This window comes from Cohnella sp. GCM10020058 (genome assembly GCF_042683485.1).
In the GTDB taxonomy this organism is placed as follows: domain Bacteria; phylum Bacillota; class Bacilli; order Paenibacillales; family Paenibacillaceae; genus Cohnella.
This window is the reverse complement of sequence record NZ_JBHUJV010000013.1, coordinates 52,714-75,443: the sequence shown is the minus strand read 5'-3', so window position 1 is coordinate 75,443 and position 22,730 is coordinate 52,714. Positions and strand designations below refer to the sequence as shown.

Below are 22,730 nucleotides of genomic sequence, written 5' to 3'. Positions count from 1 at the left end.
GAACGGGCAAGATGGCGGAGAACGGGAATAAGAAAGTAGAATCCGAAATGGCAGGATGGTGCCGGGCGAGAATAACGAACCCGGCATGACTGTAGCGAAGGCGGCAGTGGAGCCGGGAATGGACGGACAAGCATCCCCAGTCAGGCGCGTCCTTATCCTGCCACTCCCGTCACAGCTGCCGCACCGAGCGCCTGACGATCAGCTCCGCGGGCAGCACGATCTTGCGCCAGCCCGGCGCCTGCTCGTCGCGAGATTGAATCCGGTCGAGCAGCATCTGCATGCCGAGATGGCCGAATTGATACGCTTGCTGGGAGATCACGGTCAGGAATGGGTCCATCTCGGCATAGGAGGCCAGCTCGTCGAAGCAGACGAGCGACACGTCCTCCGGCACGCGCAGCCCGCGGAACCGAAGCGCGCGCATCAGCTCGATGGCCAGCACGTTATTGCCGGCGACGAAGGCGGTTGGTAGGGGGCTCATGCGGTCGAGCCAAGCCTCGATGACCGACAGGTCGCTGCGCGGACCGAAGCTCGTCTCCAGCACGAGCGCTTCTTCGTATGCGAGATCGTTCAGCTTGAGCGCTTCCCGGTAGCCCTCTAGCCGATCCCGGGCGCTCGAGATCGTGCGCGAGCCGTTGATGAGCGCGATGCGGCGGTGGCCGCCGCCAACCAGTTGCTTGACCAGCTGGCGAGCGCCTTCCTTGCTGTCGCCGAGGACCACGTCGCTGTCCATGCCCGGCACTTCGCGGTCGAGCAGCACGAACGGTACGCGATGGCGCCTGAGCATTTCTAAATGCGGAAGCGACGCATCGCCCGCGGGGGCCAGCAGCACGCCGTCCGCCCGCGTCTTCAGCACGGCGTCGATGTAGTCGTTCTCCTTCTCCAGATCCTCGTCCGTATTGCCGAACAGCAGCCGGTAGCCGTGCTTTTTAGCCGCATCCTCGGCGCCGCGCGCCAGCGTCGTATAAAAGGGGTTCGTTATATCGGTGATCATGAGAAACAGCAGACGCGTCTCCTGGAGCACGAGACTGCGCGCCATTTGATTCGGCACATAGCCGAGTTCGTCCATGACGCGCTTCACTTTCGTTCGCGTTTTCTCGCTGATTCGTCCTGTGTTATTGATAACTCTAGACACCGTCATTGCCGAGACGCCGGCTTTTTCCGCGATATCGTAGATGGTGACCATGCGCGTCCAATCCTTTCGTAAAGCCGCCGTTATGCTTAATCTCTATCTTACAAAAGTCATGGATTGACAGCAAGACGTTTCGTTGTTAATTTAGAGTTATCGATAACATATTAATCGCTTTCAAGGAGGCATTATTTATGACTGATCATGCTTACAGGTTTCGAAGCGGGTTTCCCAAGATCGGCATTCGTCCGACGATCGACGGCCGTCGCAAGGGCGTGCGCGAATCGCTTGAAGACCAGACGATGAATATGGCCAAGGCCGTGGCGGAGCTGCTCAGCAGCAGTCTGCGGTACCCGAACGGCGAGCCGGTCGAGTGCGTGATCTCAGACACGTGTATCGGCGGCGTCGCCGAGGCGGCGGCTTCTGCGGACAAGTTCGCGAGGGCGGGCGTCGGCGTATCGCTTACCGTCACGCCTTGCTGGTGCTACGGCACCGAGACGATGGATATGGATCCGACGCTGCCGAAGGCCGTGTGGGGCTTTAACGGAACGGAGCGTCCGGGCGCGGTCTATTTGGCCGCTGTATTGTCCGGCTATGCGCAAAAGGGACTGCCGGCGTTCGGCATTTACGGCGAGCAGGTTCAGGATTCGGGCGACACGACCGTACCGGAGGACGTGCGGGAGAAGCTGATCGGCTTTGCGCGTGCGGGTCTTGCGGTCGCGATCATGCGCGGCAAATCTTACTTGTCTATGGGCTCGGTATCTATGGGCATCGCGGGCTCGATCGTAAACGACGGACTGCTCCAGGAGTATCTCGGCATGCGTACGGAGTATGTGGACATGTCCGAGTTCGTGCGCCGCATTGAAGAGGAAATCTACGATCCGGCCGAGTTCGAGAAGGCGCTCGCGTGGGTGAAGGAGAACTGCAAGGAGGGTCCGGACAACAATCCGGAGCGTCTGCAGAAAAGCCGCGCGGACAAGGACAAGGATTGGGAGACCGTCGTCAAGATGACGCAGATCGCCCGCGATCTTATGATCGGCAATCCGCGCCTGGCCGAGCTCGGCTTCGGCGAAGAAGCGATGGGCCACAATGCGATCGTATCCGGCTTCCAGGGACAACGCGCATGGACCGATCATTTCCCGAACGGCGACTTTCTGGAGACGATTCTTAACTCCTCGTTCGACTGGAACGGCATCCGCTCGCCTTATATCGTAGCGACGGAGAACGACAGCCTGAACGGCATTCCGATGCTGATGGGCTATCTGCTCAGCAACACCGCGCAGATTTTCGCCGACGTGCGTACGTACTGGGGACCCGATTCAGTCGAGAGAGTTACCGGTCACAAATTGACGGGCGCAGCCGCGGGCGGCCTGCTGCATCTGATCAACTCGGGATCCGCGACGATGGACGGCACCGGCGAACAATCGATCGACTGCAAGCCGGCGATGAAGCCGTTCTGGGATATTTCAGCCGAAGAGGCGCAAAAGTGTCTCGACGCGACGAGCTGGCGCCCGGCGTCCGCGGAATACTTCCGTGGGGGCGGCTATTCGTCGGACTTCCTGACGCAAGGCGGCATGCCGATGACGATGTCCCGTCTGAACTACGTCAAGGGCATCGGCCCGACGCTCCAGATCGCCGAAGGCTATTCGGTCGAACTGCCGCCGGAAGTGCATGACGCGCTCGACAAGCGTACCGACCCGACCTGGCCGACGACCTGGTTCGCGCCGATCGTGACTGGCAAGGGCGCGTTCCGTACCGTCTACGACGTCATGGACAACTGGGGCGCGAACCACGGCTCGATCAGCTTCGGCCATATCGGCGCCGACCTGATCACGCTCGCTTCGATGCTTCGCATCCCGGTCAGCATGCACAACGTCGCCGAAGAGCGCGTCTTTCGCCCGCGTGCATGGGGGCTATTCGGCACCGACGGCATCGAAGGCGCAGACTTCAGAGCTTGCGCGAACTTCGGTCCGCTGTACAAATAAAAAGGCAGTCAAGCGAAGCCGTCCGCTCCGGGCGGCCTTCGTCCCGTCTCGCCATATCGAGCCGTATCGCCTTTCCGTGCCGGCTATTCTTATTTTCCATCAACGTTTCCCATTCCAAATCTTGGAGGTCCATTACGCATGAGCGCCACGGATATTCGCAATGAGCTGTGCAAGTACGCGCGCAAGACGGTATCGAACAAACTGGTCGTCGGACCCGGCGGCAACCTGAGCGCCAGGTACGAAGGCAAGATGTACCTTTCACCGAGCGGATTTGCGCTGGACGAGATCGCGCCCGAGCAGTGGGTCGAGGTGGACATCGAGAGCGGCGACATTACCGACATCGGCCTGCGTCCGTCGTCCGAGGTGCTGATGCATCTATATGCCTACAGAGCCAACCCGGCCATCGGCGCCATCGTCCACACGCATCCGCCGTACTGCATCGCCTTCACGCTGGTCGCAGAAGAGCTGCCGGTCATGTTTCCCGATCAGGCCGCGCTCGTAGGCACGACGACCTACGTTCCTTACGTGCTGCCGACGACCGACCGTCTGGCCGATGCCGTCGTCGCCAAGGTGAACGATTACAGCACCATCCTGCTCGGCAATCACGGCCTCGTCACGACGGGACGCAATCTTCGCGAAGCCTACTACCGTACCGAGGTCGTTGAGGAAAGCGCCAAGATCTGGCTGATCGCGAGCGCCATCAAGACGCCCAAGGCGCTGACGGACGAAGAATACAAGGAAATCGCGTCGCTGGAGAGCGAGGCGTATCGGATCGAGCTGCTGCAAAAAATGAAATAGGCGGAGGAACGGGTCATGAGCGAGACAACGGCTGCAAGCGGCGGATCTCATCGGGTTATGGCGCTTGCGTTCGATATGGGGGCCAGCTCCGGCCGCGCCTATGTCGGCGAGTTAAGCATAGAAGCGAGCGGCGCCCGCACGCTTAAGGTGGCGGAGATGCATCGCTTCGACAATGAGGCCGTGCGCGTAGGCAAGCACTTGCATTGGGACATCCTGCGCCTGCTGCAGGAGATCAAGCGGGGCATCCGTAAGACGTTCCAGGCCGGCTACGAGCCGCGGACGCTCGGCATCGATACATGGGGCGTTGACTTCGGCCTGATTGACGAAGGCGGCGAGCTGCTCGGCAATCCGTATCATTACCGCGACGTGCAGACGGAAGGGCTGATAGAGACGCTTAACGAGCGCTTCGGCGCAGAAGCGCTGTTCGCGGCGAGCGGGCTTCAGTTCATGCCTTTTAACACGGTATACCAGCTTTACGCCATGAGCCGGAACGGATCGGCGAAGCTTGCCGCGGCCAAGACGCTGCTGCTGACGCCGGATCTGCTGACCTACCTGCTGACCGGCGTGCCAGCCTGCGAGTTCACGATGGCGACGACGACGCAGCTGTTCGATCCGCGTACGCGCAGCTGGAATACGGAGCTGATGCGAGACCTCGGCATCCCGGAGACGCTGTTTCTCGAGCCCGTAGCGCCCGGCACGGTAATCGGCAAGCTGTCGGACGAGGTGCTGGAAGAGCTGCGGATTCCCACGATCGAGGCGGTGGCCGTCGGCTCCCACGATACGGCATCCGCGATCGCGGCCGTGCCGGCGGGAGACGATCCGTTCGCTTACCTCGTCTGCGGCACCTGGTCGCTGCTCGGGACGGAGCTGACGGAGCCGGTGCTGAAGCCCGAGACGCTGGACATGTCCTTTTCCAACGAAGGCGGCGTCGGCGGTACGTACCAGCTGCTTAAAAACATTATGGGCTTGTGGATCTTGCAGGAGTGCAAAAGGGAATGGGACGAGAGCGGGGTCCCCGTCGGCTATCCGGAACTCGCCTTGCTCGCGGAAGCGGCAGCGCCGCTGCGGAGCTTGATCGATCCGGACGACGCGCGCTTTTACGGACCGTCCGATATGACTTCCAAAATCCGCGCCTACTGCCGCGAGACCGGTCAGCCTGAACCGAGGGATCAGGGCGAATTTGCCAGATGCATTCTCGAGAGCCTTGCGCTGCGGTACCGGCAAGCGCTCGAGCAGGCGGAATCGATCACCGGCCGCAAGTTTGCAGCGCTTCATATGGTAGGCGGCGGCATCCAGAACAAGCTGCTCTGCCGACTCTCGGCGAGCGCGATCGGACGGCCGGTCCTCGCGGGACCCGCGGAGGCCAGCGCCATCGGCAATCTGCTGCTGCAGTTCGTCGCGCAGGGCGAGATCGCCGATCTGGCGGAAGCCAGGCGTCTCGTGGCGGCATCTTTCCCTGTCGATATGTACGCGCCTGCGGACAAGGCATCCTGGGAGGCTGCTTACACTCGTTTTATCGCGCTGTCTCCGAGCCCCTAAACGAACGGAAAGGGACGTCGGTTAGGCAAAACGCGATTTTGTGACAGATAAGCGCGGCTTTCGGATTGACGGAGGTTTTGGATGTTTTGCGGTTTTGCGGGCCGAAAAACCTGCACTTGTACAGGTATTTTTCCGCCAAACAATGCATGCAATGAAATACCTGCAAATATGCAGGTAAATGCAAAGCGCAAGCCGGAAATCGGGCTGATAAAGGGAAATAACTGCGCTTTTGCATCTATCCTGTTTAAACGGGGCGACGGTAACATGAAAAGATGTATATTTGCAGGCATTGCGGCTAAAGAACGACATTGACAACATCAGGCGGGCCAATGGGACGGCTGTCGGATGAGCCGTCGATCGCACACAAGTAACCTCGTATCTTCCTAAAAGGAAGCTGCGGGGTTTTTGCCTGTCATTAACCTTTAAAAACGTGACAACTTTTGATAAATACATGAATTTTCCAACAAAATTCGTCTTCAAGCACTACGAAATTTGTTAAGTTTTTTTTAACTTCGCACCGATATGATAAGTGGAAAGCACTATATAGAGAGCCGGACGTGCGGCGGGAGGCAGTCAACAATGAAATGGACGGTCGGCAAAAAAATGGTAGGGGCGTTTAGCGCCATACTCGTCGCGCTCGTAGCGCTGGGCTTTATCAGCCTGGCTAATATGAGCCGGATGAACACGCAAGCCCAGGAGATCGGCAACGATTGGCTGAGCGGCGTAGAAACGATGAGCAACATCAAAATCGACCTGCAAGAAATCACGAATCTATATTACCAGTCGCTGGTCGCTACCGACGAAGCAGTCAAAAAGAAGGCGACCGAGCAAATGGCCGCTTTGTTCCCGGAGATCGAGAGCAGCGTGAACGGTTATAAAAGCTCGGTAGCCAATGAAGAGGACAAGCAGCTGTACGAGGCGCTGCAGAAGGACTGGGATCACTTTAAAACAAGCTATGCGGCATCGACGCAGAAGTCCGGCGCCGCCCAGACTTCAAACCAAGCATCCGAAGCCTTCACGGCGCTCGATCAGGATGTGGACAAGCTGATCGACTTCAATCACGAAGGCGCCGAGAAAAGCGTCAAGGACAACGACAATCTGTTCCACAGCAGCGCATCGCTCGTCTTCTATATCGGGATCGCCATCGTATTGCTGGCCGTCGCGCTCTCCTGGCTGCTGATCCGCAACATTACGATACCGCTCAAGCAGACGACGGTTGCGCTCAGCCGGGTGGCGGCAGGCGATCTCCAGATCTCCGTCTTCGATACGAAGCGCAGCGACGAGTTCGGCACGCTGCTGATGCGGCTGAACGATACGGTCGCCAAGCTGCGCGGCTCCGTCCGTCAGATGCAGGACAGCGCTTCTGTGCTCGCCACGTCGTCGATTCAGCTGTCCGGCGGCTCCGATCAGAACAAAGGTGCTTCGGTCCAGATTGCGGAGTCCGTTTCCCTGATCGCTTCCAATTCGGAGAGTCAGGCCAAGTCGGCGGCGGAGTGCGACAGAGTCATGGAGGAAATGGCGGAAGGCGTGAGCAGAATCGCCGAGACGACCTCCGAGGTCGCGGAGCTGTCCGCAGGCGCCGCCACGGCAGCTACGACAGGGACCGATCGGATCGTCAACGTGACGGAACGCATGGCATCGCTCGAGCAGACCGTCGGACTTGCTGGCAAGCAAATTACGAGCCTCGTCGCGAAGTCCCACCAGATCGGCGAAGTTACCGGCATCATAGGCGAGATCGCCTCGCGCACCAATCTGCTCGCGCTCAACGCCGCCATCGAAGCGGCGCGGGCCGGCGAGCACGGCGCAGGCTTCGCGGTCGTCGCAGGCGAGGTACGCAAGCTTGCCAACCAGACCAACGAATCCGTCGGCAACGTATACACGCTCATCACCGAGGTGCGCGAGCAAGTCGAATCGATGTCCGCGCTGATGAGCAAGAGCATCGATGAGGTAAATGCCGGCAGCTCGGCCGTGAACGAGGCGGCAGCCGCCTTCAAGCAGATCGCCAGCTCATCTTATGAGGTGTCTTCCCGCGTGCAGGAGGCCGCTGCGGCTGCCGAACAGCTTGCCGCGAGCTCGGAGGAGGTATCCGCGTCGGTGTCCAACATCGGTCACATGGCGTCCATGACCGCTTCGATGACGCAGGAGGCGGCGGCGTCGGCGGAGGAGCAGCTTGCATTCAGCGAGGAGCTGGCGTCCTCGTCGCGTACGCTCTCCGGTGTTGCGGCGGAGCTCAAGCAGTCCGTTAGCGCGTTCAAGTTATAGGTTCAAATGCAAGAAAAAACTGTCGTCCGCATAACGGGACGGCAGTTTTTTGTTAGACAGAAAACAGGAAGCATAAATTTGGTGGCGATTCACGACAAGTAAGCGCACTTGTCTCAAGCATGCGACTCGCTTTGCGAAAGCGGGAGCTCGACCGTGACGCGCGTGCCGGCGACGAGCCGGTTCGCGATCGACACTTCGCCGTGATGCATCTGCACGATTCGCTGGACGATGGATAGACCCAGGCCGCTGCCGCCGGCTGCACGGTTGCGCGATTTATCCGCTTTGTAAAACCGCTCGAACAGACGGGGCAGATGCTCGGCCGGCACGCCGGGACCGGTATCTTCGACATACACGGCAACGCTGTCGCCCGTGACGGATAGCGAGATGCCAAGCGCGCCGCCTTCGGGCGTAAACTTGATAGCGTTGTGCAGCAGGTTCACCCACACCTGACGCAGCAGTTCTTCGTCGGCTTCCAATTCGCACTCGGCGAGCCGAATGTCGAGCTCCAGTCGTTTAACCTGCCACTGAGGCTCGGCAGCGAGCACCACTTGCCGCAGCTGCTTGTCCAGACGGTACGGACGCGGCTGGTAAGGCGGACGCTTGGACTCGAGCGTCGTGAGCTTGAGCAGGTTGTCGCTCAGCCGGGACAGCCGTTCGCTCTCGGCTTCGATAATGTCCAGATAATGCTTGCGCTGCGACTCCGAGAGACGATCCGATTTGAGCGCCTGCGCGAAGCCTTTGATCGACGTAAGCGGCGATTGAATCTCGTGGGAGACGTTGGCAACGAACTGCTGCCGCATATCCTCGATCTGTCCCAGATCGGCCGCCATCTGCTTGAAGTTTTTGACGATCTCGTAATATTGTCCTGCGTATCTCGGATTAACCTCCAGATTTACGTTGAAGTCGCCTTTGCCCATACGGGACATGGCGTCGGACAGCGTGTTAACGAGCTGCATGGCCCTCGCCTCGGGGCGAAAGAGGTATCGGATGACGACGACAGACACGCCAAACAGGAAAAAGGTGAGAATCAGCGTCAAATATTCGCGCAGCGTGCCTGGCATCGTCACCAGCCGGCCGGCGGCGCGAAGCAAAAAGTGAGCGGCCGTCCAGAGGACGGAATAGCAAGACAAAAAAATGGAAACCCCGGTCAAAAAATGCAAGGGAGCCGGCAGCCGCTCGAACCATGCCCGCGTCCCGCCGGCCGCCAGCGCTTCGCTTCTGCGCTGTTCGCGCATGCGGGCCTCGAATTGCTTTTGCAGCGCGCGGTATTCCTTATGGGTACGCGCGAAATGGCGCCATAACCGGGACAGTCTCGATAAGCCCCGATTCAAGCGAGCACCTCCAGCCGGTACCCGAGTCCCCGGATCGTCGTGATCCGGAAGCCGCAATCGTCGGGGAACCTCTCTCGCAGCCGCTTGATGTGCACGTCGACCGTACGTTCGTCGCCTTCATAGTCGAAGCCCCAGATCTGCTCGATGAGCTGATCGCGGGAGAAGGTCTGGCCGGGATGGCTCGCCAGCTTGAACAGCAGCTCGAATTCCTTGAGCGGCAGCGTGAGCGGCTGGCCGTCCAGCTCCAGCTCGAATGTCTGGCGGTTCATCAGCACGCGGCCGATCTGCGTCTGGTGGGATACGGCGATCTTGTATCTGCGCATGAGCGCCTTGACGCGGACGACCAGCTCCGCAGGCTCGAACGGCTTGACCATGTAGTCGTCCGTGCCGAGCTGGAAGCCCTTGACCTTCTGCGCGGTCTCGCCCATCGCGGTGAGCATGAGGACCGGCAGCTCGTAGTGCGACCGCAGCTCCCGGCACAGCTCCCAGCCGTCCATGTTCGGCATCATAATGTCCAGCACGACCAGATCGAACGGCGAGTCGGCCAGCAGGGCCAGCGCTTCTTGTCCGTCCGTCGCTTCCTGGATCTCGAAGCCCTCGGCCGACAGGAAGTGAGCCAGCAGCTCGCGGATATGCGGATCATCGTCTACAATAAGAATGCGCGCCATCGGTATCGGCCACCTTTTTGGATTCGGATTGGAGAGGCTTACGCGGGTGACGTTATCTGAATTAGCCTGCAGTGACGTACCTATTTTGACGCCGTAATGTGAACTGAATATGAATCCTATTATGCTACAAGATCGATCAATGGAGAAAGGGGAAGGGAAATGGCTTCAAGCGGCAAAGCAATTCGCGGCAGATTCGCGCCTACGCCGTCCGGCAGGCTGCACTTGGGCAACGCGATGACGGCGCTGCTGGCCTGGCTGCAGATACGTTCCGCAGGAGGAGAAATCGTGCTTCGGCTGGAGGATCTGGACCGGCAGCGCTGTAAGCCGGAGCTCGCAGCGCTGCTGTCGCAGGAGCTCCAATGGCTCGGACTGGACTGGGAGGAAGGGCCGGACGTCGGGGGGCCTCACGCCCCTTACGAGCAGAGCAGGCGGACGGCGCAATACGAACGCGTGCTGGACGAGCTGCAGCGGCAGGGGCGCTTGTATCCGTGCTATTGCAGCCGCGCCGATCTGCAGGCTGCGGCGAGCGCACCGCATGGTCTGGATGCCGAAGGACCGGCTTATCCGGGCACTTGCCGGCGGCTGACCGCCGCGGAACGCGCGGAGCGTGCGCTGCGCAAGACGCCGTCGCTGCGCTTTGCGATGGACGAAGACGCGATGTACCGATTCGCGGATGGCATCGCGGGCGACACGGTGTTCGCCGGAGCGAGCTGCGGTGACTTCGTCGTCCGGCGCGCGGACGGCATCGTGGCGTACCAGCTCGCCGTCGTCGCGGACGATATCGAGATGGAGATTACCAACGTGCTGCGGGGCTGGGATTTGCTCGACTCGACACCCAGGCAGCTGGCGCTGTACGACGCGCTTGGCAGTCCGCCGCCGCGCTTCGCGCATTCGCCGCTCGTGCTCGGCGCGGACGGCAGCCGGCTGTCCAAGCGCCACGGGGCGGTGTCGCTCTCGGAGCTGCGTGAACATAACGACGTCAGGGCCGAACGGATCGTCGGCTTTCTCGCCTGGCTCGCAGGCCTGCACGACCGTATCGAAGAGTTGAAGCCGGTCGAGCTGATCGATTCCTTCGACCTCTCCTCCGTTCGCAGGCAGTCGGTGTCGCTACCGGACGGGTGGATTGACCTGCTGAGCGGCGGGAAAAAAGGAACTTCATTTTAAAATAGAAGGGGATCATGCCTACGATGCCGCACATTATCGGGAAGCGAATACGCCTGCGCGAATATCGCCACGAGGATCTCGTGCCGATCCGCCAATGGGTGAACGATGAAGCGATTACGGGATTTTTGTCGGACATTTTCTTGTTTCCGCACGGTCTGGAATCGACCGAGGGATTTCTCGCCGATATGATGGACCAGCGGCCGGACAACCGGAGCTTTGTCATTGCGGAGGCGGACACGGAGCTTTACATCGGGCAGATCGGTCTCGACAAGATCGATTGGAAAAACCGTTATGCGGTCGTCGGCATTGTCATAGGTTCGATCGAGCGCTGCGGCCAAGGGCTGGGAACGGAGGCGATGCGGCTGTTGTGCGCTTATGCGTTCAAGGAGCTTAATTTGAATCGGCTGGAGCTTGAAGTTTACGATTTTAACGAAAGGGCTTATCGGAGTTATTTGAGGTGCGGGTTTGTCGAGGAGGGCAGACAGCGAGAAAAGCTGTACCGTAAGGGTCGATATGCGGATGTCATTCAAATGGGATTATTGAGGTCGGAATGGAATGAATAATAAACGAATCATAAAATATATTATGTAAACTAGTTGCGGGAAAATCCCTCATTACTCACCATGCGTGCGTATGATTGTATCAAGGATTCGTTATTAATGTCATTAAATAAATGGCTGCGCGATGACACAAAGAAACTATCATTCCCCTCTTTAGGGATTTTTTAGCGGCAGCATGCAACTCCTCATCTTCTAAAGCGTCTAATGAAGAGATTCATAGATGGCTTGGTAGAAAAGGAGCTCAAACCATGAAACTGCCTAAACCTGTACAAAGATGGCTGCCGGCCGTTCTGGCTTCGGCCATTTTGCTGCCGATCGGCGCGCAGGACGCGTCGGCGGCTGTCGCTGCCCAAGCAATTACAATCGTGCTCGATGACGTGAAGCTACCCGTATCGGTAGCGCCGATCAACCGCAACGGATCCATCATGCTGCCGTTCCGATCGCTTGCAGAGGCGTTAGGCGTCGATGCGGTATGGGTGCCTGCGACCAAATCGGTCGTCGCCAAGGGAAAAGGCACATCGGGAAAAGCGGTCGAAGTGCAGTTGAAGCTCGGTCAGAAATCCGCCACGATTAATGGCGTTAAATATGAATTGAATACCGCACCTGTTATGTCAGGAAATTCGGTGCTCGTGCCGCTCGCCTTTTTTAGCCAAGCCTTCGGCGCCACGGTGGCATGGGACGGACCGGCGAAGACGGTGCGCGTCGTATCGCCCCATCGCGAGATGCGGCTGCTTGGCTTTTACGCGGTATCGGCTTACAGTCAACTGGCGCTGACGAAGGAGATGAACGACGTTGCATTCGGGTGGGGCCAGGTCGATTACAATGGCGCAATCACTTTAACCGATACGACCGGCGACAGGTGGTATTGGCCGCAAGCCGCCGGCGACGATACGCCGGACTCGATCGTCGCCGAAGTCAATGCGGACGGCTCGGGCAGCTACCTCGCCGTGCTGGGCAAGGACGGCAAGGGACAGCTCATGAAGATGCTGACCGACAAGGCGCTGCGGGACGCTTCGATCGAGCGGCTGCACGCGCTCGCGAAGGAGCATGCATTCGGCGGGATCATGCTCGACTTCGAAGGGCTCGGCTGGCGTGACGATCCGGTCATGGCGCAATCGGCGCTTAACGCTTACGTCAAGCAGCTCGTCGCAGCCGTGAAGCCGGACGGGATCAAGGTATCGCTTGCGGTACCGCCGCTGAACGGCGAATACAAGGGATACGATTATGCCGCACTGGCCAAAATGGCCGATGAGCTCGTTATTATGGCTTACGATTACGGCGACAACAAGCTGCCGCAATCGAATGCGAGGGTCGACGAGGCTGTCAGCAAGGCGATCGCGACGGGCGCGCCCAGGTCCAAGCTGCTGCTGGCGATTAATCTGGATGCGGAAAACGAGACGACGGTCGACGACAAGCTCGGACTCGTGAAGCGCTACGGCCTGGGCGGAGCCGCGTTCTGGAGATTGGGCATATTCACGGACGCAGAGCGGACCGCAATCGGACGCTCGGTGACGAAGATCGGAGGATAGGCATGCCTTTTGCAGCCTTATTATATCGCTTTGATCCGGCGAGACGCTGGACGGTCTCGGAGGGAGAGAGCGGCTGGAACAACACGACGCGGATCGCTGAGAACGATCTGGGCGAAAAGCGCGTGCTGCGTATTTACGAGACACATAGGGATGCGGACAAGATTGCGTTCGAGCATGACGTGCTGCTGAAGCTGAACGGGACGGCGCTGCCATTTGCCGTACCGCGGCCGATCGCGATGCCCGACGGCACGACCTTTGCGATGCTGCCCGACGGCACAGGACGCTTTGCGGCGTTGTTTACCTACACAGCCGGCAATCGTCCGGATGGCTCCGACCCTGCCGTGGCCGAGGCGATCGGCGAAGCCGTCGGATGCCTGTCGCTCGCGCTTAGGGAGCTTCGCCCGACGGTCGCGCCCGCCTACTTACCCTGCTACGAGCTCGAACGGACGCATCCGTCTTGTCCGGGCAGCGTCATCGCGTCTTTTTGCGAGGCGCCGCCTTTGGCGTTTCAAGATTTGCAAGGCGAGCTTATGCAGATCTGCAAGGCGATGCGCGCGTTTCAAGCTGCGCTCCAGACGGTGCGCGATCTGCCGCATCAGCTGGTGCACGGCGACATCAACGATTCGAATCTGCTCGCCGACCCGCATGAGCCTTCGCGGATTGCGGCCATACTGGATTTTGAGTTCTGTACGACGGAGCTGCGGGCGATGGAGCCGGCGGTCCCGCTGGCAGGGCTGATCGGTGAATCGGGGGATCTCGGCGCCGCTGCCGCATTTTTAGAAGGCTTCGGCCGAATGGCTCCCTTATCCGAAGCCGAGATCGACGCGCTGCCGTTGCTTATGCGTTTGCGCCGCCTGGATGTGTTTGTGCATTTTCTGGGGCGTTATCTCAGCGGAGTGGACGATGCAGCCGTTCTTCGTCAACAGACACAGGAGACGGCAGCTGGACTGGCACTGCTCGATCGGCATGAAGCGGAGATTCGGTCGATGTGCGCGCAGACGATGACAAAGAAAGCGGGCGGATAAGATGGCAATCGTACAAGTAACGATCGTACCGATCGGCACGGGCTCGACCAGCGTAAGCGCGTACGTCGCCGAGGTCGAGCGCATTCTGCGCTTGGCGCCTGAGCGGATTGAGCACCAGATGACGCCGATGAGCACGATTATCGAAGGCGAGCTCGAGGATGTGCTGGCTGTCGTCAGACGCATGCACGAGACGCCTTTTAATCATGGCGCCCAACGCGTATCGACGTCGATCACGATCGACGATCGCAGGGATAAGCAGGGGACGATGGCGCAAAAAATGGAGGCTGTGGCGGACAAGCTGCGGCAGCGAATGGAATAAAAAGAAGGGACGATACGAGATCGTCCCCATTAGGCCGATGCCGGATCAGGATTCCTGGCTGCGGCGCTTGTCGATCGCTTCTTCCATCGTTTTGTCCGTCAGATGGGCATAAATCTGCGTCGTCTCGGGCGAAGCGTGGCCGAGCTGCTCCTGCGTCTTGTAAAGATCGTTGGACAGATAATAATCGGTCGCGAACGAATGCCGAAGCTTATGGACGGACAGATACGGTTTACCGAATCGCTTCGCGTATTTGATCACCATCTCCTGAACCGCGCGCTTGGTCATGCGCGAGCCTTCCTTCTTGCCGTTCGCCAGGGCGAGAAAGAGGGCTTTTTCCCGTTTGGGCGCATGATAGCGCATCTCGCGCTGCTGAAGGTAGGACTCGAGGTTCGTCAGCGCGTCCTGGCGGAAAAAAACGGGCGTCTTAAACGTATCGTCGTTGCTGCCTTTCCGGTAGACATAGAGGAGTTTCTTTTTCAGATCCAGATCGTCCAGGTTCAGATTCACCAGCTCCGATACGCGGAGGCCCGAATTCAAGACGAGGCTCACGATGCAGGCATCGCGCGTATGGTTCAGCTCGTGCGCGTATAGCGCCTGCTTGTTGTCCGCCACGTCCGTTGCGTAGTGCTCGTTGATATAAGCGATAAATTCGGAAATTTCCTCTTCCTGAAGCAGCTTGCCCTCCAGCTTGGCGGCCGTATCCTTCGGCTTATGCGTGCGTTTGATCGACACCTTGGCCATCACATTGCGCTTCAACAGCGGATAAAAGTCGTCGTCCTCCGCGATTTGGCTGAGATAGTGGAACAGCGAGCGGAGGGAGGAGAGCTTGCGTGAGATCGTCGTCCGCGTGTTGGCGTGCTCCCGCCGGGTAGAGAGCTCCATCCGGAAGCTGTCGATTTCGTCCATTTTCAGCTTCTCCAGCACTTCGATCGGAATATCGGTCATTTTCTCCGCCGTCGTGAGCCCTTCGCGCATTAGCCAGTTAAAAAAAGTCTCGTAATCTCTCACGTACTCCAGCAGGGAGGAGGGGGAGAGGTCCGGCAGTTTATAGTTAATAAACTTCTCGACGTACCAAGGCATGCTCGGCACGCGTTTGTCCAATTGCTCGCGGTCTTTTACTTTTTGCAGGTTCATCGGCTCGCGCTCCATGCTGGTTTATTTAGGGTTATTATACCAGACGTCGGGATCGCCATGCGCGCAAAGGTTTTTAATATGGCGTCGTAAATAATATTATGTAAACTATTTTCGATTAACTGCAACAAAGGCAGTTAAAAGGGAGGGGAGAACCATTCAACAATTAACGACATAAACATATTGAATTCGACAAATTAATGCTCTGAATCCTCGCTGACGAGATCTGTGATCTTTCTGCGAATGATCTCGCAGCGCAGCATTTGAACAAACTCAACATCCAAGCCAAGCGTTCTGGCCTCAAAATAGCTGCTAGCCAGATGATCGTCCTGCAGATGCGCCAAGATAAACCTCATTTGGGGAATCACCTTTCCGGATGGGGTTTTCACCATTTCAGCCGCTTCCTTGAAGCGGAGCGTTTCCATTTGAACTTCTTCTGCAATATTTAATATTTCATGGCGATTAAGACGAACTCTGACCAACTGCTCCTGCAGCACAGTCTGAACCGCCAGGGAGACATACCACGCGTCGTCGCTTTCCTTCAGTGCCTTCATCGTAATCACCTGCAAACCTCGTTTACTTTAGTATGAAATGATCAGAAATCTTTTGAATGCGTAGCGCTTATATGTTAAAGTTTACCTGTAATTTATTGGTGTTGTCAGTGCAATTTGAGTGCGTAAAGATGCAAAAAGTTATGCACATTTATTAATAACGCGCAAAAAAACTCGTATCTATTTGACGATACGAGTTCATATCTGCAAAAAATAGGACTTTCTACACCCAATAAGTTTCTTTTGCCGAAGCAGAGTCGTTTTTTACAAATGCTTTTTTAAGAGCGCTTTTTTCATTGTTCGTTAAAGAAAAGAGGCCAATAGCTGACTCAATCGTTGTGCGGTCTGACTTTTTTAGTTGCTTTATTACAGATTTTAGATCTGAAGGCTGTGCTAGGATCATGGTAATTACCTCCTGGTTGGATAGTTTTTCCTAAACATATTATCACATTTTGTAGAAAGAAGGGTAGGAATTGTCGATTAAAAAGACAAATTTATTCATTTTTATTCTATTAATAGGGGTAGTTTCATGGTTTATCTTTATTACAATGCGTTATCCTTATATGGATTTCAATGTGATTGATAAAAATGGACACTGGTATGTAAGCCAAATGGACTCAAGAAGTTTAATTACGAAAACAGATCTTCAAATAAATGATGAAATATTATTTATTAATAAAAATAAAGTGGAAGATTATTATTCAGTTAGACGTTGGGGAGCGGTGGATCAAGCAAAAGAAATATCGGTAAAGCGGGGAGACTTAATATTCAAGATTCAAACTGATCAATTATCTAAACTTACAAAAGAGGATCTTTTGTCCGTGTTCGGTGGTTTAAGTTGTTTATTTATTTCTTTACTATTGTTTTTAGGCATAAAGAATTCAGAATCGGCACGAAGGTTAGCGATCGTTTTCGTATCAATCAGTTTGACATTTCTTAGTCTGGGGGCTTCTATCAGAGGAGATTTACTTGGGAAAATGATTATTGGAGCGGGGCTCGTTACCATTCCAATTGCCATGGTTCATTTTTTAATCGTATTTTTAAGCGACAAGGGACAAATTAAACTAGAAACAAAAAACTTAAATTGGTGGTATGCCTCTGTTATCTTTTTCACGTTGCCACTCCTTTTTCGCTTCGACAATTTGTCAGTAAATCAATGGATTCATAAAGTTTATTCCCTTTGCGAGCTTCTGTTTTTTTCAATAGGTGCGATCATTAATATTGTTTATTTAATATTCATTTATTTAAAACATTGCAAGTCTAATCCTTATCTATCTATGATAATTAAGACTATAATTGTCTTTTTTACTATTTCGATAACGCCGATCGTTTGCTTTTCGTTTTTTACAAAAATAATTTTTGGTTTTGAATGGATTAGATCAGGTTATTCTGGTTGGTTTATTCTATTGTTTCCTTTGTCGTTTACCTATCTCATGATAACTAAAAAAATTTACGATATAGACTTGATTGTTAGAAGAATCATACTTACTACCGCTGTTTCGATTATTCCAAGTGCCATCATTGTTTTAATGATACCTTTAATATATTCCTATAAAATGGAATTAAATCATATGTTCTTGGCATTTACAGTTCTCATTGTTTTAATGTCCGTAACCCTCTATTCTCTGGAATATTTTACGAACAGATTAGAAAAAACAATTTTTCCACGGAGATATTACCTGCAAAGCTCAATTAAAAAAATAGCAAAAAAATTAGGATTGATTTCAAGCTTTACTGAATTAAAAGACTTAGTTCTAAAAGATATTATTGATATTTTGCAAGTATACGGAGGCGCTATTTTTTTTAAGTATAATGATTCACACGAGTTGATAAGTGAGGGTGCAATATTAGAAAGTGATATTCTTAGTAAATTTTCACAAAAATCTGTAGATTCTGATTTAGTCGTCTTTGAACTTACGCGTAATCAAGAGTACGTAAGTTACTTGGTGCTTACAAGAAAAAAGACAAATACATACTTAGGCTCCGAAGAAATGCAATGGCTAAATTTAATTATATCGTATCTGTCTATAAGCATGGAAAACCTATATTTAATTCGTAAAATGTCACATAAGCTTGAATTGCTTGCAGCGCAGGTTCCTAGCGAAGAAACGGCTAATGACATTGCATGGTTTCGCAAACTGATGTTTGAGCTTCAAGAGAAGGAAAGATTCCGAATCGCTACAGATCTGCACGATACGACCATGCAAGATCTGTTCTTTTTAAAAAGAAAGCTGGCTGCCTTGCTCGATAATTACTCAGACGATTGGCAGGAATCGGAGCAGGCTAAGGGCTTGCTGGATTATATTGATATTATCAATATGAATTTGCGTCAGAGCTGCTTCGAACTGCATCCGTACTTACTGCAGGAGCTTGGATTGGTTCGGACGATCGACAAGCTCATCGATCTTGAACAGTCAACCTTGCCATTTGAAGTTGAGTTCAGATATGGAGGGATCGACCTGATCGAATCCTGCAACATGGAGATGAAGCGTCATCTTTTCCGAGTGTTCCAGGAGCTCATTAATAATGCGAAAAAACACTCAAATGCAACAAAAGTGTATTTTAATCTGAGCGCTTCTAACGGCAAGCTGGTGATTCAGTACCGTGACAATGGACTTGGCTTCTTATCCGGACAGGATCTCGTCCGTGAGATCGGGGGCTCGCATATCGGCCTGGAGCAATTAAAGAGCAGAATTTTATCGATGCGGGGCGTATTCGAGATTAAATCTGGTCAAGGCAACGGCATGTCGTTCAGCGCCGTAATCCCGCTTAAAGAAGGAATGACTGCATGAAACGAAAATATAAAACGATCGTCGTGGACGACCATCCGTTGATGGCGCAGGCTACGCTCCAGTTGGTCAGTCAGATGGACAGAATCGAGACGGCCGGGTTTGCAAGGAGCGGCGAGGACGCGATTCAATTGGCTGCCTCTGTCAGTCCCGACCTGGTGCTGCTGGATTATCAGCTGCCCGATCTGAGCGGCACGCAGGTCGCAGAGCAGCTAAAAGCGGCGCATCCGAACCTTAAAATCATCATTTTCACCGGCGTGGACGTGTCGGACTTGCTGCCTTTTCTGCTTTCCAATCTCATCAGCGGCATCATCTCCAAAGGGGTCACGGAGTCGACAATGAAGCATATCGTCGCCTGCGTGCTTGACAATCATATCGTGCTGCCGCAGAGCATGCTGCCGCAGCTAAAGAGCATATCCGGCAAGGACAATGTCGATCAATTGTTGTCTGAGGAAGAGGTGCTGCTCATGACGCTGATCATCAAAGGCGATACGTACGAGAAGATTGCGGAGCAAATGTACATCAGCAAGCGGTCGGTAGACAACTATCTTCGTCGCATCTACGAGAAACTGGGCGTCCAGACGCGGGCGCAAGCGATCGAGAGATTCGTGCAAAGTTCGCAATACCAGAGCTGAGAGGAAGACGGGCATGGACGAGAGCATACTTTCTGAACTTCACAAAATGGTGGACGAATACGCGCGGGACGCGACGCTGAATGCGACGCTGCGGTCCTTTATCGCCGAGAAAGCGGCGGAGAAGACGTCCTGGGCAGAAATGACCCGCTGCACGCATCGGATGCTTGGCGGACGATCGCCTGATCTGGATCGACACGCGGCGTTGACGGAGATAATCATCCTGCTGCTGGACATCGTGGACGACCTGCAAGACCGGGATAGTTCGGGCAGGCCCTGGATGACATGCGAGCCGGCTGTTACGCTCAACGCGGTGCTGGCGATGTTCGCGGCGATTCTCGGTAACTGCGACAGGCCGGGAATCGGATCGACGGTCGGTAATCTGCTGGCAAGGTCGATTCAGGGGCAGCAAGCGGACATCACTGATAAGGTGCAAACGGAGGAAGATTATTTTCATATGGTCTCGGACAAGTCAGGCGCCCTGATGCAGCTGGCCGTCTATATGGGATATGCGTTTGTCGACGGAATCGATTCGGATGTGCAGGAGACGCTCAACCAGCTGGCTGTATGCGGGGGCATCGTATCCCAGATCGAGAATGATGCAAGAGACGTGCTGAGGCTCGACTTCAAGAACGATCTTTTGCACAAAAAGCGTACGCTGCCCATCCTGTTCATGCTCGAAGACAGCCACGCAGAATTCCCGGCGCTGGACGAATATTACGCGGGGGCGCTGACTCGCGAGCAGTTCATCGACAGACAGCACGAATTCGTGCAGTACGCGCGGGATTCGGGCTGCATCGAATATTGCAAGGTCGTGCAGGCGCTCTACAAAGACAAAGCAAACGAGCTGTACGAGCTGCTGCCTCCGATGCAGGAGCCGTGGGCGGCGAAGTTCAGAGAAATATTTGTTCCGGACTATGAGGTTCGGTATAATGCAAGTTGAGAGGGGGGCGTTAGTTGATGGCAAATCACTTTGCCGGAATGCGCTTAACTCATGCAAAGCCTGCGAATAGGGCGATACTTTGCATGGGGCCGGACTTTCAGCATTAACCGATCGCCCGTACCAGCGTTATCGTTTCTAATCATGGGCTTTGCACCTAATTAGCGCACTATACTAATTAAGGGGCTGAAAGCATGCAACCATTCATTAGAAACCACCAATATAACCTGATTAAAAAACAAGTCGGTCTGCTGCAGCATGCCTGCGCGACCGTCGCGGATCCGAAGATCGTCGAATCGGTCCGTTCCAATATGCAGTTCAAGCTCGCGGAGGCGTTCCCCGATGCGAACGAAGCGGCGCTTGAGATTGTTCAACGCGGATCCGAGCTCGGTACCGCGCCGGAGTTCCAGCTGTATCTGGCTTCTCTGGAGAGTCACCGCATCGCGTTCGAACCCGGGACGGAGCAGCAACTGAAAAAGCTGTATCCGAAGATCAAGAAGCTGAAGCTTCCGGATCTGGCCGCGCTGGATAGGAAAGCGATCAGCTATCTGGGCTGGTCGGACATCGCTGCGAACAAGCTTTTTATCGTGTACCCGCTGGATGGCCGGCTCGTCGGCATAGAGGGAAGGTTCACGCCGACGAATAAAAAAGGGACCTGCTTCGTGTGCAACCGGCAGACGGAGGTTGGCCTGTTCACGGCGCTTACCAAGTCCAGGCCTGCGAACGCATCGCCGGACTACTACAAGGCGATCGGCAATTATATGTGCGCAGACAGCGAGGTCTGCAATCATAACATTACGGATCCGGCGCCGCTCGAGCAATTTTTGAGCAACGTGGTGAAGTAGAGGTATCGTAAGGCGAAGTTTAGTAAGGTGAAGTTTAGTAAGGTTAGTAAGTCAGTCAGCTGAATGAAAAACGGTGAAGCACACGTGGCTTCACCGTTTTTTTAACATTCTGGCACGGACGGCGGGCGGCGTTTCAAAGACAGGCAAGCGCGCATTTGGTGCGCCGGCGCTTTTTCGGATGCTTGGTGAGTCGAAAAACCTGCATTGGTACATGTATTTTCTGCCGAATGGCGCCACTTGATGAAATTCCTGCAAATGTGCAGGTAAATTCAAAGCAAAAGCCTTAAATCAGGAGGATGGAGGAAATTACCTGCACATTCGCAGGTATTCTGTACTTAAGGAGCGACATAGGCGTAAAAAGATGTAAATTTGCAGGCATTGTGGTGAAAGGACGAACATGAGCGATCGGCCAATCCATTAGGTTGAATGTCGGATAAGCCATCGATAAAAAATCGATAAGCGCACCTCGCGAATCGAGTTTTAGAGTTCCGCACGTTTAGGACACTGCAGACGTCTTCACGACAGGTGCGTCGACTTCGCCGCGCAGCAGCGAGATCTCATGCTTGTAGGGCGGGTTGACGTACTTCTTTGCCCCGATCGACGGCGTCTCGAGCAGCATGGGGAGGCCTTGCAGCTGGGGATGACGCACGACATAGCGGAGGGCATCCAGCCCGATGAAGCCGTGTCCGATATTTTCGTGCCTGTCCTTGCGGGAGCCTCGCTCGTGCTTGGAATCGTTGATGTGCAGCACCTTCAGCCGATCCAGCCCGACAATTCGGTGGAACGCGTCCAAGACGCCGTCAAAATCGGCAGCGACGTCGTACCCGGCATCATGGATATGGCAGGTGTCGAGACAGACGGACAAGCGCTCATTGTGCGTGACGCCTTCAATGATTCGTGCCAGCTCCTCGAAGCTTCTGCCGCACTCGGTACCTTTGCCCGCCATCGTCTCCAGCGACACCTGAACGTCTCGCCGTTCGGACAGCACTTCGTTAAGTCCTTCGACGATACGCGCGATACCCGCTTCCGCGCCTGCGCCGACATGCGAACCGGGATGCAGGACGAGCTGGCGGCTGCCGAGCGCTTCGGTTCGCGCCAATTCTTCGTGTAGCAGCTCGACGCCGAATTCGAACGTTCGTGGCGAGGTCGTGTTGGCCAGGTTGATGATAAACGGCGCGTGAACAACGATGTTCGAGATGCCGTGCTCGCGCATATGAGCGGTTCCCCGTTCGATATTAAGCGCTTCGATCGGTTTGCGGCGGGAGTTGTGAGGCGCGCCGGTGTATATCAAAAACGTATTTGCGCCATAAGATGCCGCTTCCTCGCTGGCTTGCAGCAGCATGCGGGGACCGGACATCGATACGTGCGAGCCGATGAATAAAGACATGACCGCGATCCGCCTTCCCCTGGGTATATGGCCCACTGAAATTTATATCATATAGAACATCATCATAAATCGCATGACATCCCGGGTCCATTGCCAAATAAAACAAACGAAATGAAGCGCGCAGCCGCTCTGAGAAAAGAGGGCTACGC

20 protein-coding genes are annotated in these 22,730 nt (G+C 55.1%); 13 read left to right on the top strand and 7 right to left on the bottom strand.

Features of this window, described 5'->3' with window-relative positions; genetic code table 11:
- Positions 1–169: 169 nt before the first annotated feature.
- A complete protein-coding gene (locus tag ACFSR7_RS21830; protein ID WP_378165227.1) occupies positions 170–1,183 on the bottom strand; it encodes a LacI family DNA-binding transcriptional regulator in 1,014 nt (337 codons plus the stop codon).
- A 137-nt stretch (positions 1,184–1,320) separates the two neighbouring features.
- On the opposite strand from ACFSR7_RS21830, the gene ACFSR7_RS21825 reads away from it, so the two are divergent.
- The 4 genes from ACFSR7_RS21825 (at position 1,321) to ACFSR7_RS21810 (ending at position 7,710) form a co-directional block, all read left to right on the top strand.
- Positions 1,321–3,111 (top strand): L-fucose isomerase, encoded by a 1,791-nt coding sequence (locus tag ACFSR7_RS21825; protein WP_378165225.1) that lies wholly within the window; start codon positions 1,321–1,323, stop codon positions 3,109–3,111.
- A 138-nt stretch (positions 3,112–3,249) separates the two neighbouring features.
- The gene (locus ACFSR7_RS21820) at positions 3,250–3,909 is read left to right on the top strand and encodes a class II aldolase/adducin family protein (RefSeq protein WP_378165223.1); all 660 of its coding nucleotides are present in this window, start codon (positions 3,250–3,252) and stop codon (positions 3,907–3,909) included.
- Positions 3,910–3,924: 15 nt separating this feature from the next.
- Positions 3,925–5,448: a rhamnulokinase gene (locus tag ACFSR7_RS21815; RefSeq protein WP_378165221.1), complete on the top strand. Its 1,524-nt coding sequence runs from the start codon at positions 3,925–3,927 to the stop codon at positions 5,446–5,448.
- 579 nt (positions 5,449–6,027) lie between these two features.
- Positions 6,028–7,710: a methyl-accepting chemotaxis protein gene (locus ACFSR7_RS21810; protein ID WP_378165220.1), complete on the top strand. Its 1,683-nt coding sequence runs from the start codon at positions 6,028–6,030 to the stop codon at positions 7,708–7,710.
- Between the two features lie 113 nt (positions 7,711–7,823).
- On the opposite strand, the gene ACFSR7_RS21805 is transcribed toward ACFSR7_RS21810, so the two are convergent.
- A complete protein-coding gene (locus ACFSR7_RS21805; protein WP_378165218.1) occupies positions 7,824–9,041 on the bottom strand; it encodes a sensor histidine kinase in 1,218 nt (405 codons plus the stop codon).
- Entirely contained in the window at positions 9,038–9,709 is a 672-nt protein-coding gene (locus ACFSR7_RS21800) for a response regulator transcription factor (RefSeq protein WP_378165216.1), read from the bottom strand. The genes ACFSR7_RS21805 and ACFSR7_RS21800 overlap by 4 nt, the downstream gene beginning before the upstream one ends.
- A gap of 159 nt (positions 9,710–9,868) precedes the next feature.
- On the opposite strand from ACFSR7_RS21800, the gene gluQRS reads away from it, so the two are divergent.
- The 5 genes from gluQRS (at position 9,869) to ACFSR7_RS21775 (ending at position 14,306) form a co-directional block, all read left to right on the top strand.
- Positions 9,869–10,873, top strand: a complete 1,005-nt coding sequence (gluQRS, locus tag ACFSR7_RS21795; protein WP_378165214.1) for a tRNA glutamyl-Q(34) synthetase GluQRS — start codon at positions 9,869–9,871, stop codon at positions 10,871–10,873.
- A 23-nt stretch (positions 10,874–10,896) separates the two neighbouring features.
- Positions 10,897–11,436, top strand: a complete 540-nt coding sequence (locus ACFSR7_RS21790; RefSeq protein WP_378166074.1) for a GNAT family N-acetyltransferase — start codon at positions 10,897–10,899, stop codon at positions 11,434–11,436.
- A gap of 245 nt (positions 11,437–11,681) precedes the next feature.
- A complete protein-coding gene (locus tag ACFSR7_RS21785) occupies positions 11,682–12,962 on the top strand; it encodes a stalk domain-containing protein (protein ID WP_378165213.1) in 1,281 nt (426 codons plus the stop codon).
- A gap of 2 nt (positions 12,963–12,964) precedes the next feature.
- Positions 12,965–13,987 (top strand): phosphotransferase, encoded by a 1,023-nt coding sequence (locus ACFSR7_RS21780; RefSeq protein ID WP_378165211.1) that lies wholly within the window; start codon positions 12,965–12,967, stop codon positions 13,985–13,987.
- Position 13,988: 1 nt separating this feature from the next.
- Positions 13,989–14,306 carry an MTH1187 family thiamine-binding protein gene (locus tag ACFSR7_RS21775; protein ID WP_378165209.1) on the top strand — a complete coding sequence of 106 codons (318 nt, stop codon included), beginning with the start codon at positions 13,989–13,991 and terminating at the stop codon, positions 14,304–14,306.
- Between the two features lie 45 nt (positions 14,307–14,351).
- Here ACFSR7_RS21775 and xerS read toward each other — a convergent pair whose 3' ends face one another.
- The 3 genes from xerS to ACFSR7_RS21760 all read right to left on the bottom strand — a co-directional run bounded on the left by xerS (position 14,352) and on the right by ACFSR7_RS21760 (position 16,391).
- Positions 14,352–15,440: a tyrosine recombinase XerS gene (xerS, locus tag ACFSR7_RS21770; RefSeq protein WP_378165207.1), complete on the bottom strand. Its 1,089-nt coding sequence runs from the start codon at positions 15,438–15,440 to the stop codon at positions 14,352–14,354.
- A 194-nt stretch (positions 15,441–15,634) separates the two neighbouring features.
- Positions 15,635–15,991, bottom strand: coding sequence for a sporulation histidine kinase inhibitor Sda (sda, locus tag ACFSR7_RS21765; protein WP_378166072.1), 357 nt, complete (start codon positions 15,989–15,991; stop codon positions 15,635–15,637).
- Between the two features lie 220 nt (positions 15,992–16,211).
- Positions 16,212–16,391 (bottom strand): hypothetical protein, encoded by a 180-nt coding sequence (locus ACFSR7_RS21760; protein ID WP_378165206.1) that lies wholly within the window; start codon positions 16,389–16,391, stop codon positions 16,212–16,214.
- Between the two features lie 70 nt (positions 16,392–16,461).
- On the opposite strand from ACFSR7_RS21760, the gene ACFSR7_RS21755 reads away from it, so the two are divergent.
- The 4 genes from ACFSR7_RS21755 to ACFSR7_RS21740 all read left to right on the top strand — a co-directional run bounded on the left by ACFSR7_RS21755 (position 16,462) and on the right by ACFSR7_RS21740 (position 21,194).
- A complete protein-coding gene (locus ACFSR7_RS21755; RefSeq protein WP_378165204.1) occupies positions 16,462–18,780 on the top strand; it encodes a sensor histidine kinase in 2,319 nt (772 codons plus the stop codon).
- Complete coding sequence (locus ACFSR7_RS21750) at positions 18,777–19,412, top strand: response regulator transcription factor (RefSeq protein ID WP_378165202.1); 636 nt, start codon at positions 18,777–18,779, stop codon at positions 19,410–19,412. Before ACFSR7_RS21755 ends, ACFSR7_RS21750 begins: the two co-directional genes overlap by 4 nt.
- A 13-nt stretch (positions 19,413–19,425) precedes the next feature.
- The gene (locus ACFSR7_RS21745; protein WP_378165200.1) at positions 19,426–20,352 is read left to right on the top strand and encodes a polyprenyl synthetase family protein; all 927 of its coding nucleotides are present in this window, start codon (positions 19,426–19,428) and stop codon (positions 20,350–20,352) included.
- A 191-nt stretch (positions 20,353–20,543) separates the two neighbouring features.
- Entirely contained in the window at positions 20,544–21,194 is a 651-nt protein-coding gene (locus tag ACFSR7_RS21740) for a FusB/FusC family EF-G-binding protein (RefSeq protein ID WP_378165198.1), read from the top strand.
- 496 nt (positions 21,195–21,690) lie between these two features.
- Here ACFSR7_RS21740 and ACFSR7_RS21735 read toward each other — a convergent pair whose 3' ends face one another.
- Positions 21,691–22,581, bottom strand: a complete 891-nt coding sequence (locus ACFSR7_RS21735) for a deoxyribonuclease IV (protein WP_378165196.1) — start codon at positions 22,579–22,581, stop codon at positions 21,691–21,693.
- Positions 22,582–22,730 lie beyond the last annotated feature (149 nt).

Bases quoted from the DNA above. Each gene is read 5' to 3' on its own strand.
- ACFSR7_RS21830 (WP_378165227.1), bottom strand. From the start codon at position 1,183: ATGGTCACCATCTACGATATCGCGGAAAAAGCCGGCGTCTCGGCAATG.
- ACFSR7_RS21825 (WP_378165225.1), top strand. From the start codon at position 1,321: ATGACTGATCATGCTTACAGGTTTCGAAGCGGGTTTCCCAAGATCGGC.
- ACFSR7_RS21820 (WP_378165223.1), top strand. From the start codon at position 3,250: ATGAGCGCCACGGATATTCGCAATGAGCTGTGCAAGTACGCGCGCAAG.
- ACFSR7_RS21815 (WP_378165221.1), top strand. From the start codon at position 3,925: ATGAGCGAGACAACGGCTGCAAGCGGCGGATCTCATCGGGTTATGGCG.
- ACFSR7_RS21810 (WP_378165220.1), top strand. From the start codon at position 6,028: ATGAAATGGACGGTCGGCAAAAAAATGGTAGGGGCGTTTAGCGCCATA.
- ACFSR7_RS21800 (WP_378165216.1), bottom strand. From the start codon at position 9,709: ATGGCGCGCATTCTTATTGTAGACGATGATCCGCATATCCGCGAGCTG.
- gluQRS (WP_378165214.1), top strand. From the start codon at position 9,869: ATGGCTTCAAGCGGCAAAGCAATTCGCGGCAGATTCGCGCCTACGCCG.
- ACFSR7_RS21790 (WP_378166074.1), top strand. From the start codon at position 10,897: ATGCCGCACATTATCGGGAAGCGAATACGCCTGCGCGAATATCGCCAC.
- ACFSR7_RS21785 (WP_378165213.1), top strand. From the start codon at position 11,682: ATGAAACTGCCTAAACCTGTACAAAGATGGCTGCCGGCCGTTCTGGCT.
- ACFSR7_RS21780 (WP_378165211.1), top strand. From the start codon at position 12,965: ATGCCTTTTGCAGCCTTATTATATCGCTTTGATCCGGCGAGACGCTGG.
- ACFSR7_RS21775 (WP_378165209.1), top strand. From the start codon at position 13,989: ATGGCAATCGTACAAGTAACGATCGTACCGATCGGCACGGGCTCGACC.
- xerS (WP_378165207.1), bottom strand. From the start codon at position 15,440: ATGAACCTGCAAAAAGTAAAAGACCGCGAGCAATTGGACAAACGCGTG.
- sda (WP_378166072.1), bottom strand. From the start codon at position 15,991: ATGAAGGCACTGAAGGAAAGCGACGACGCGTGGTATGTCTCCCTGGCG.
- ACFSR7_RS21760 (WP_378165206.1), bottom strand. From the start codon at position 16,391: ATGATCCTAGCACAGCCTTCAGATCTAAAATCTGTAATAAAGCAACTA.
- ACFSR7_RS21750 (WP_378165202.1), top strand. From the start codon at position 18,777: ATGAAACGAAAATATAAAACGATCGTCGTGGACGACCATCCGTTGATG.
- ACFSR7_RS21745 (WP_378165200.1), top strand. From the start codon at position 19,426: ATGGACGAGAGCATACTTTCTGAACTTCACAAAATGGTGGACGAATAC.
- ACFSR7_RS21740 (WP_378165198.1), top strand. From the start codon at position 20,544: ATGCAACCATTCATTAGAAACCACCAATATAACCTGATTAAAAAACAA.
- ACFSR7_RS21735 (WP_378165196.1), bottom strand. From the start codon at position 22,581: ATGTCTTTATTCATCGGCTCGCACGTATCGATGTCCGGTCCCCGCATG.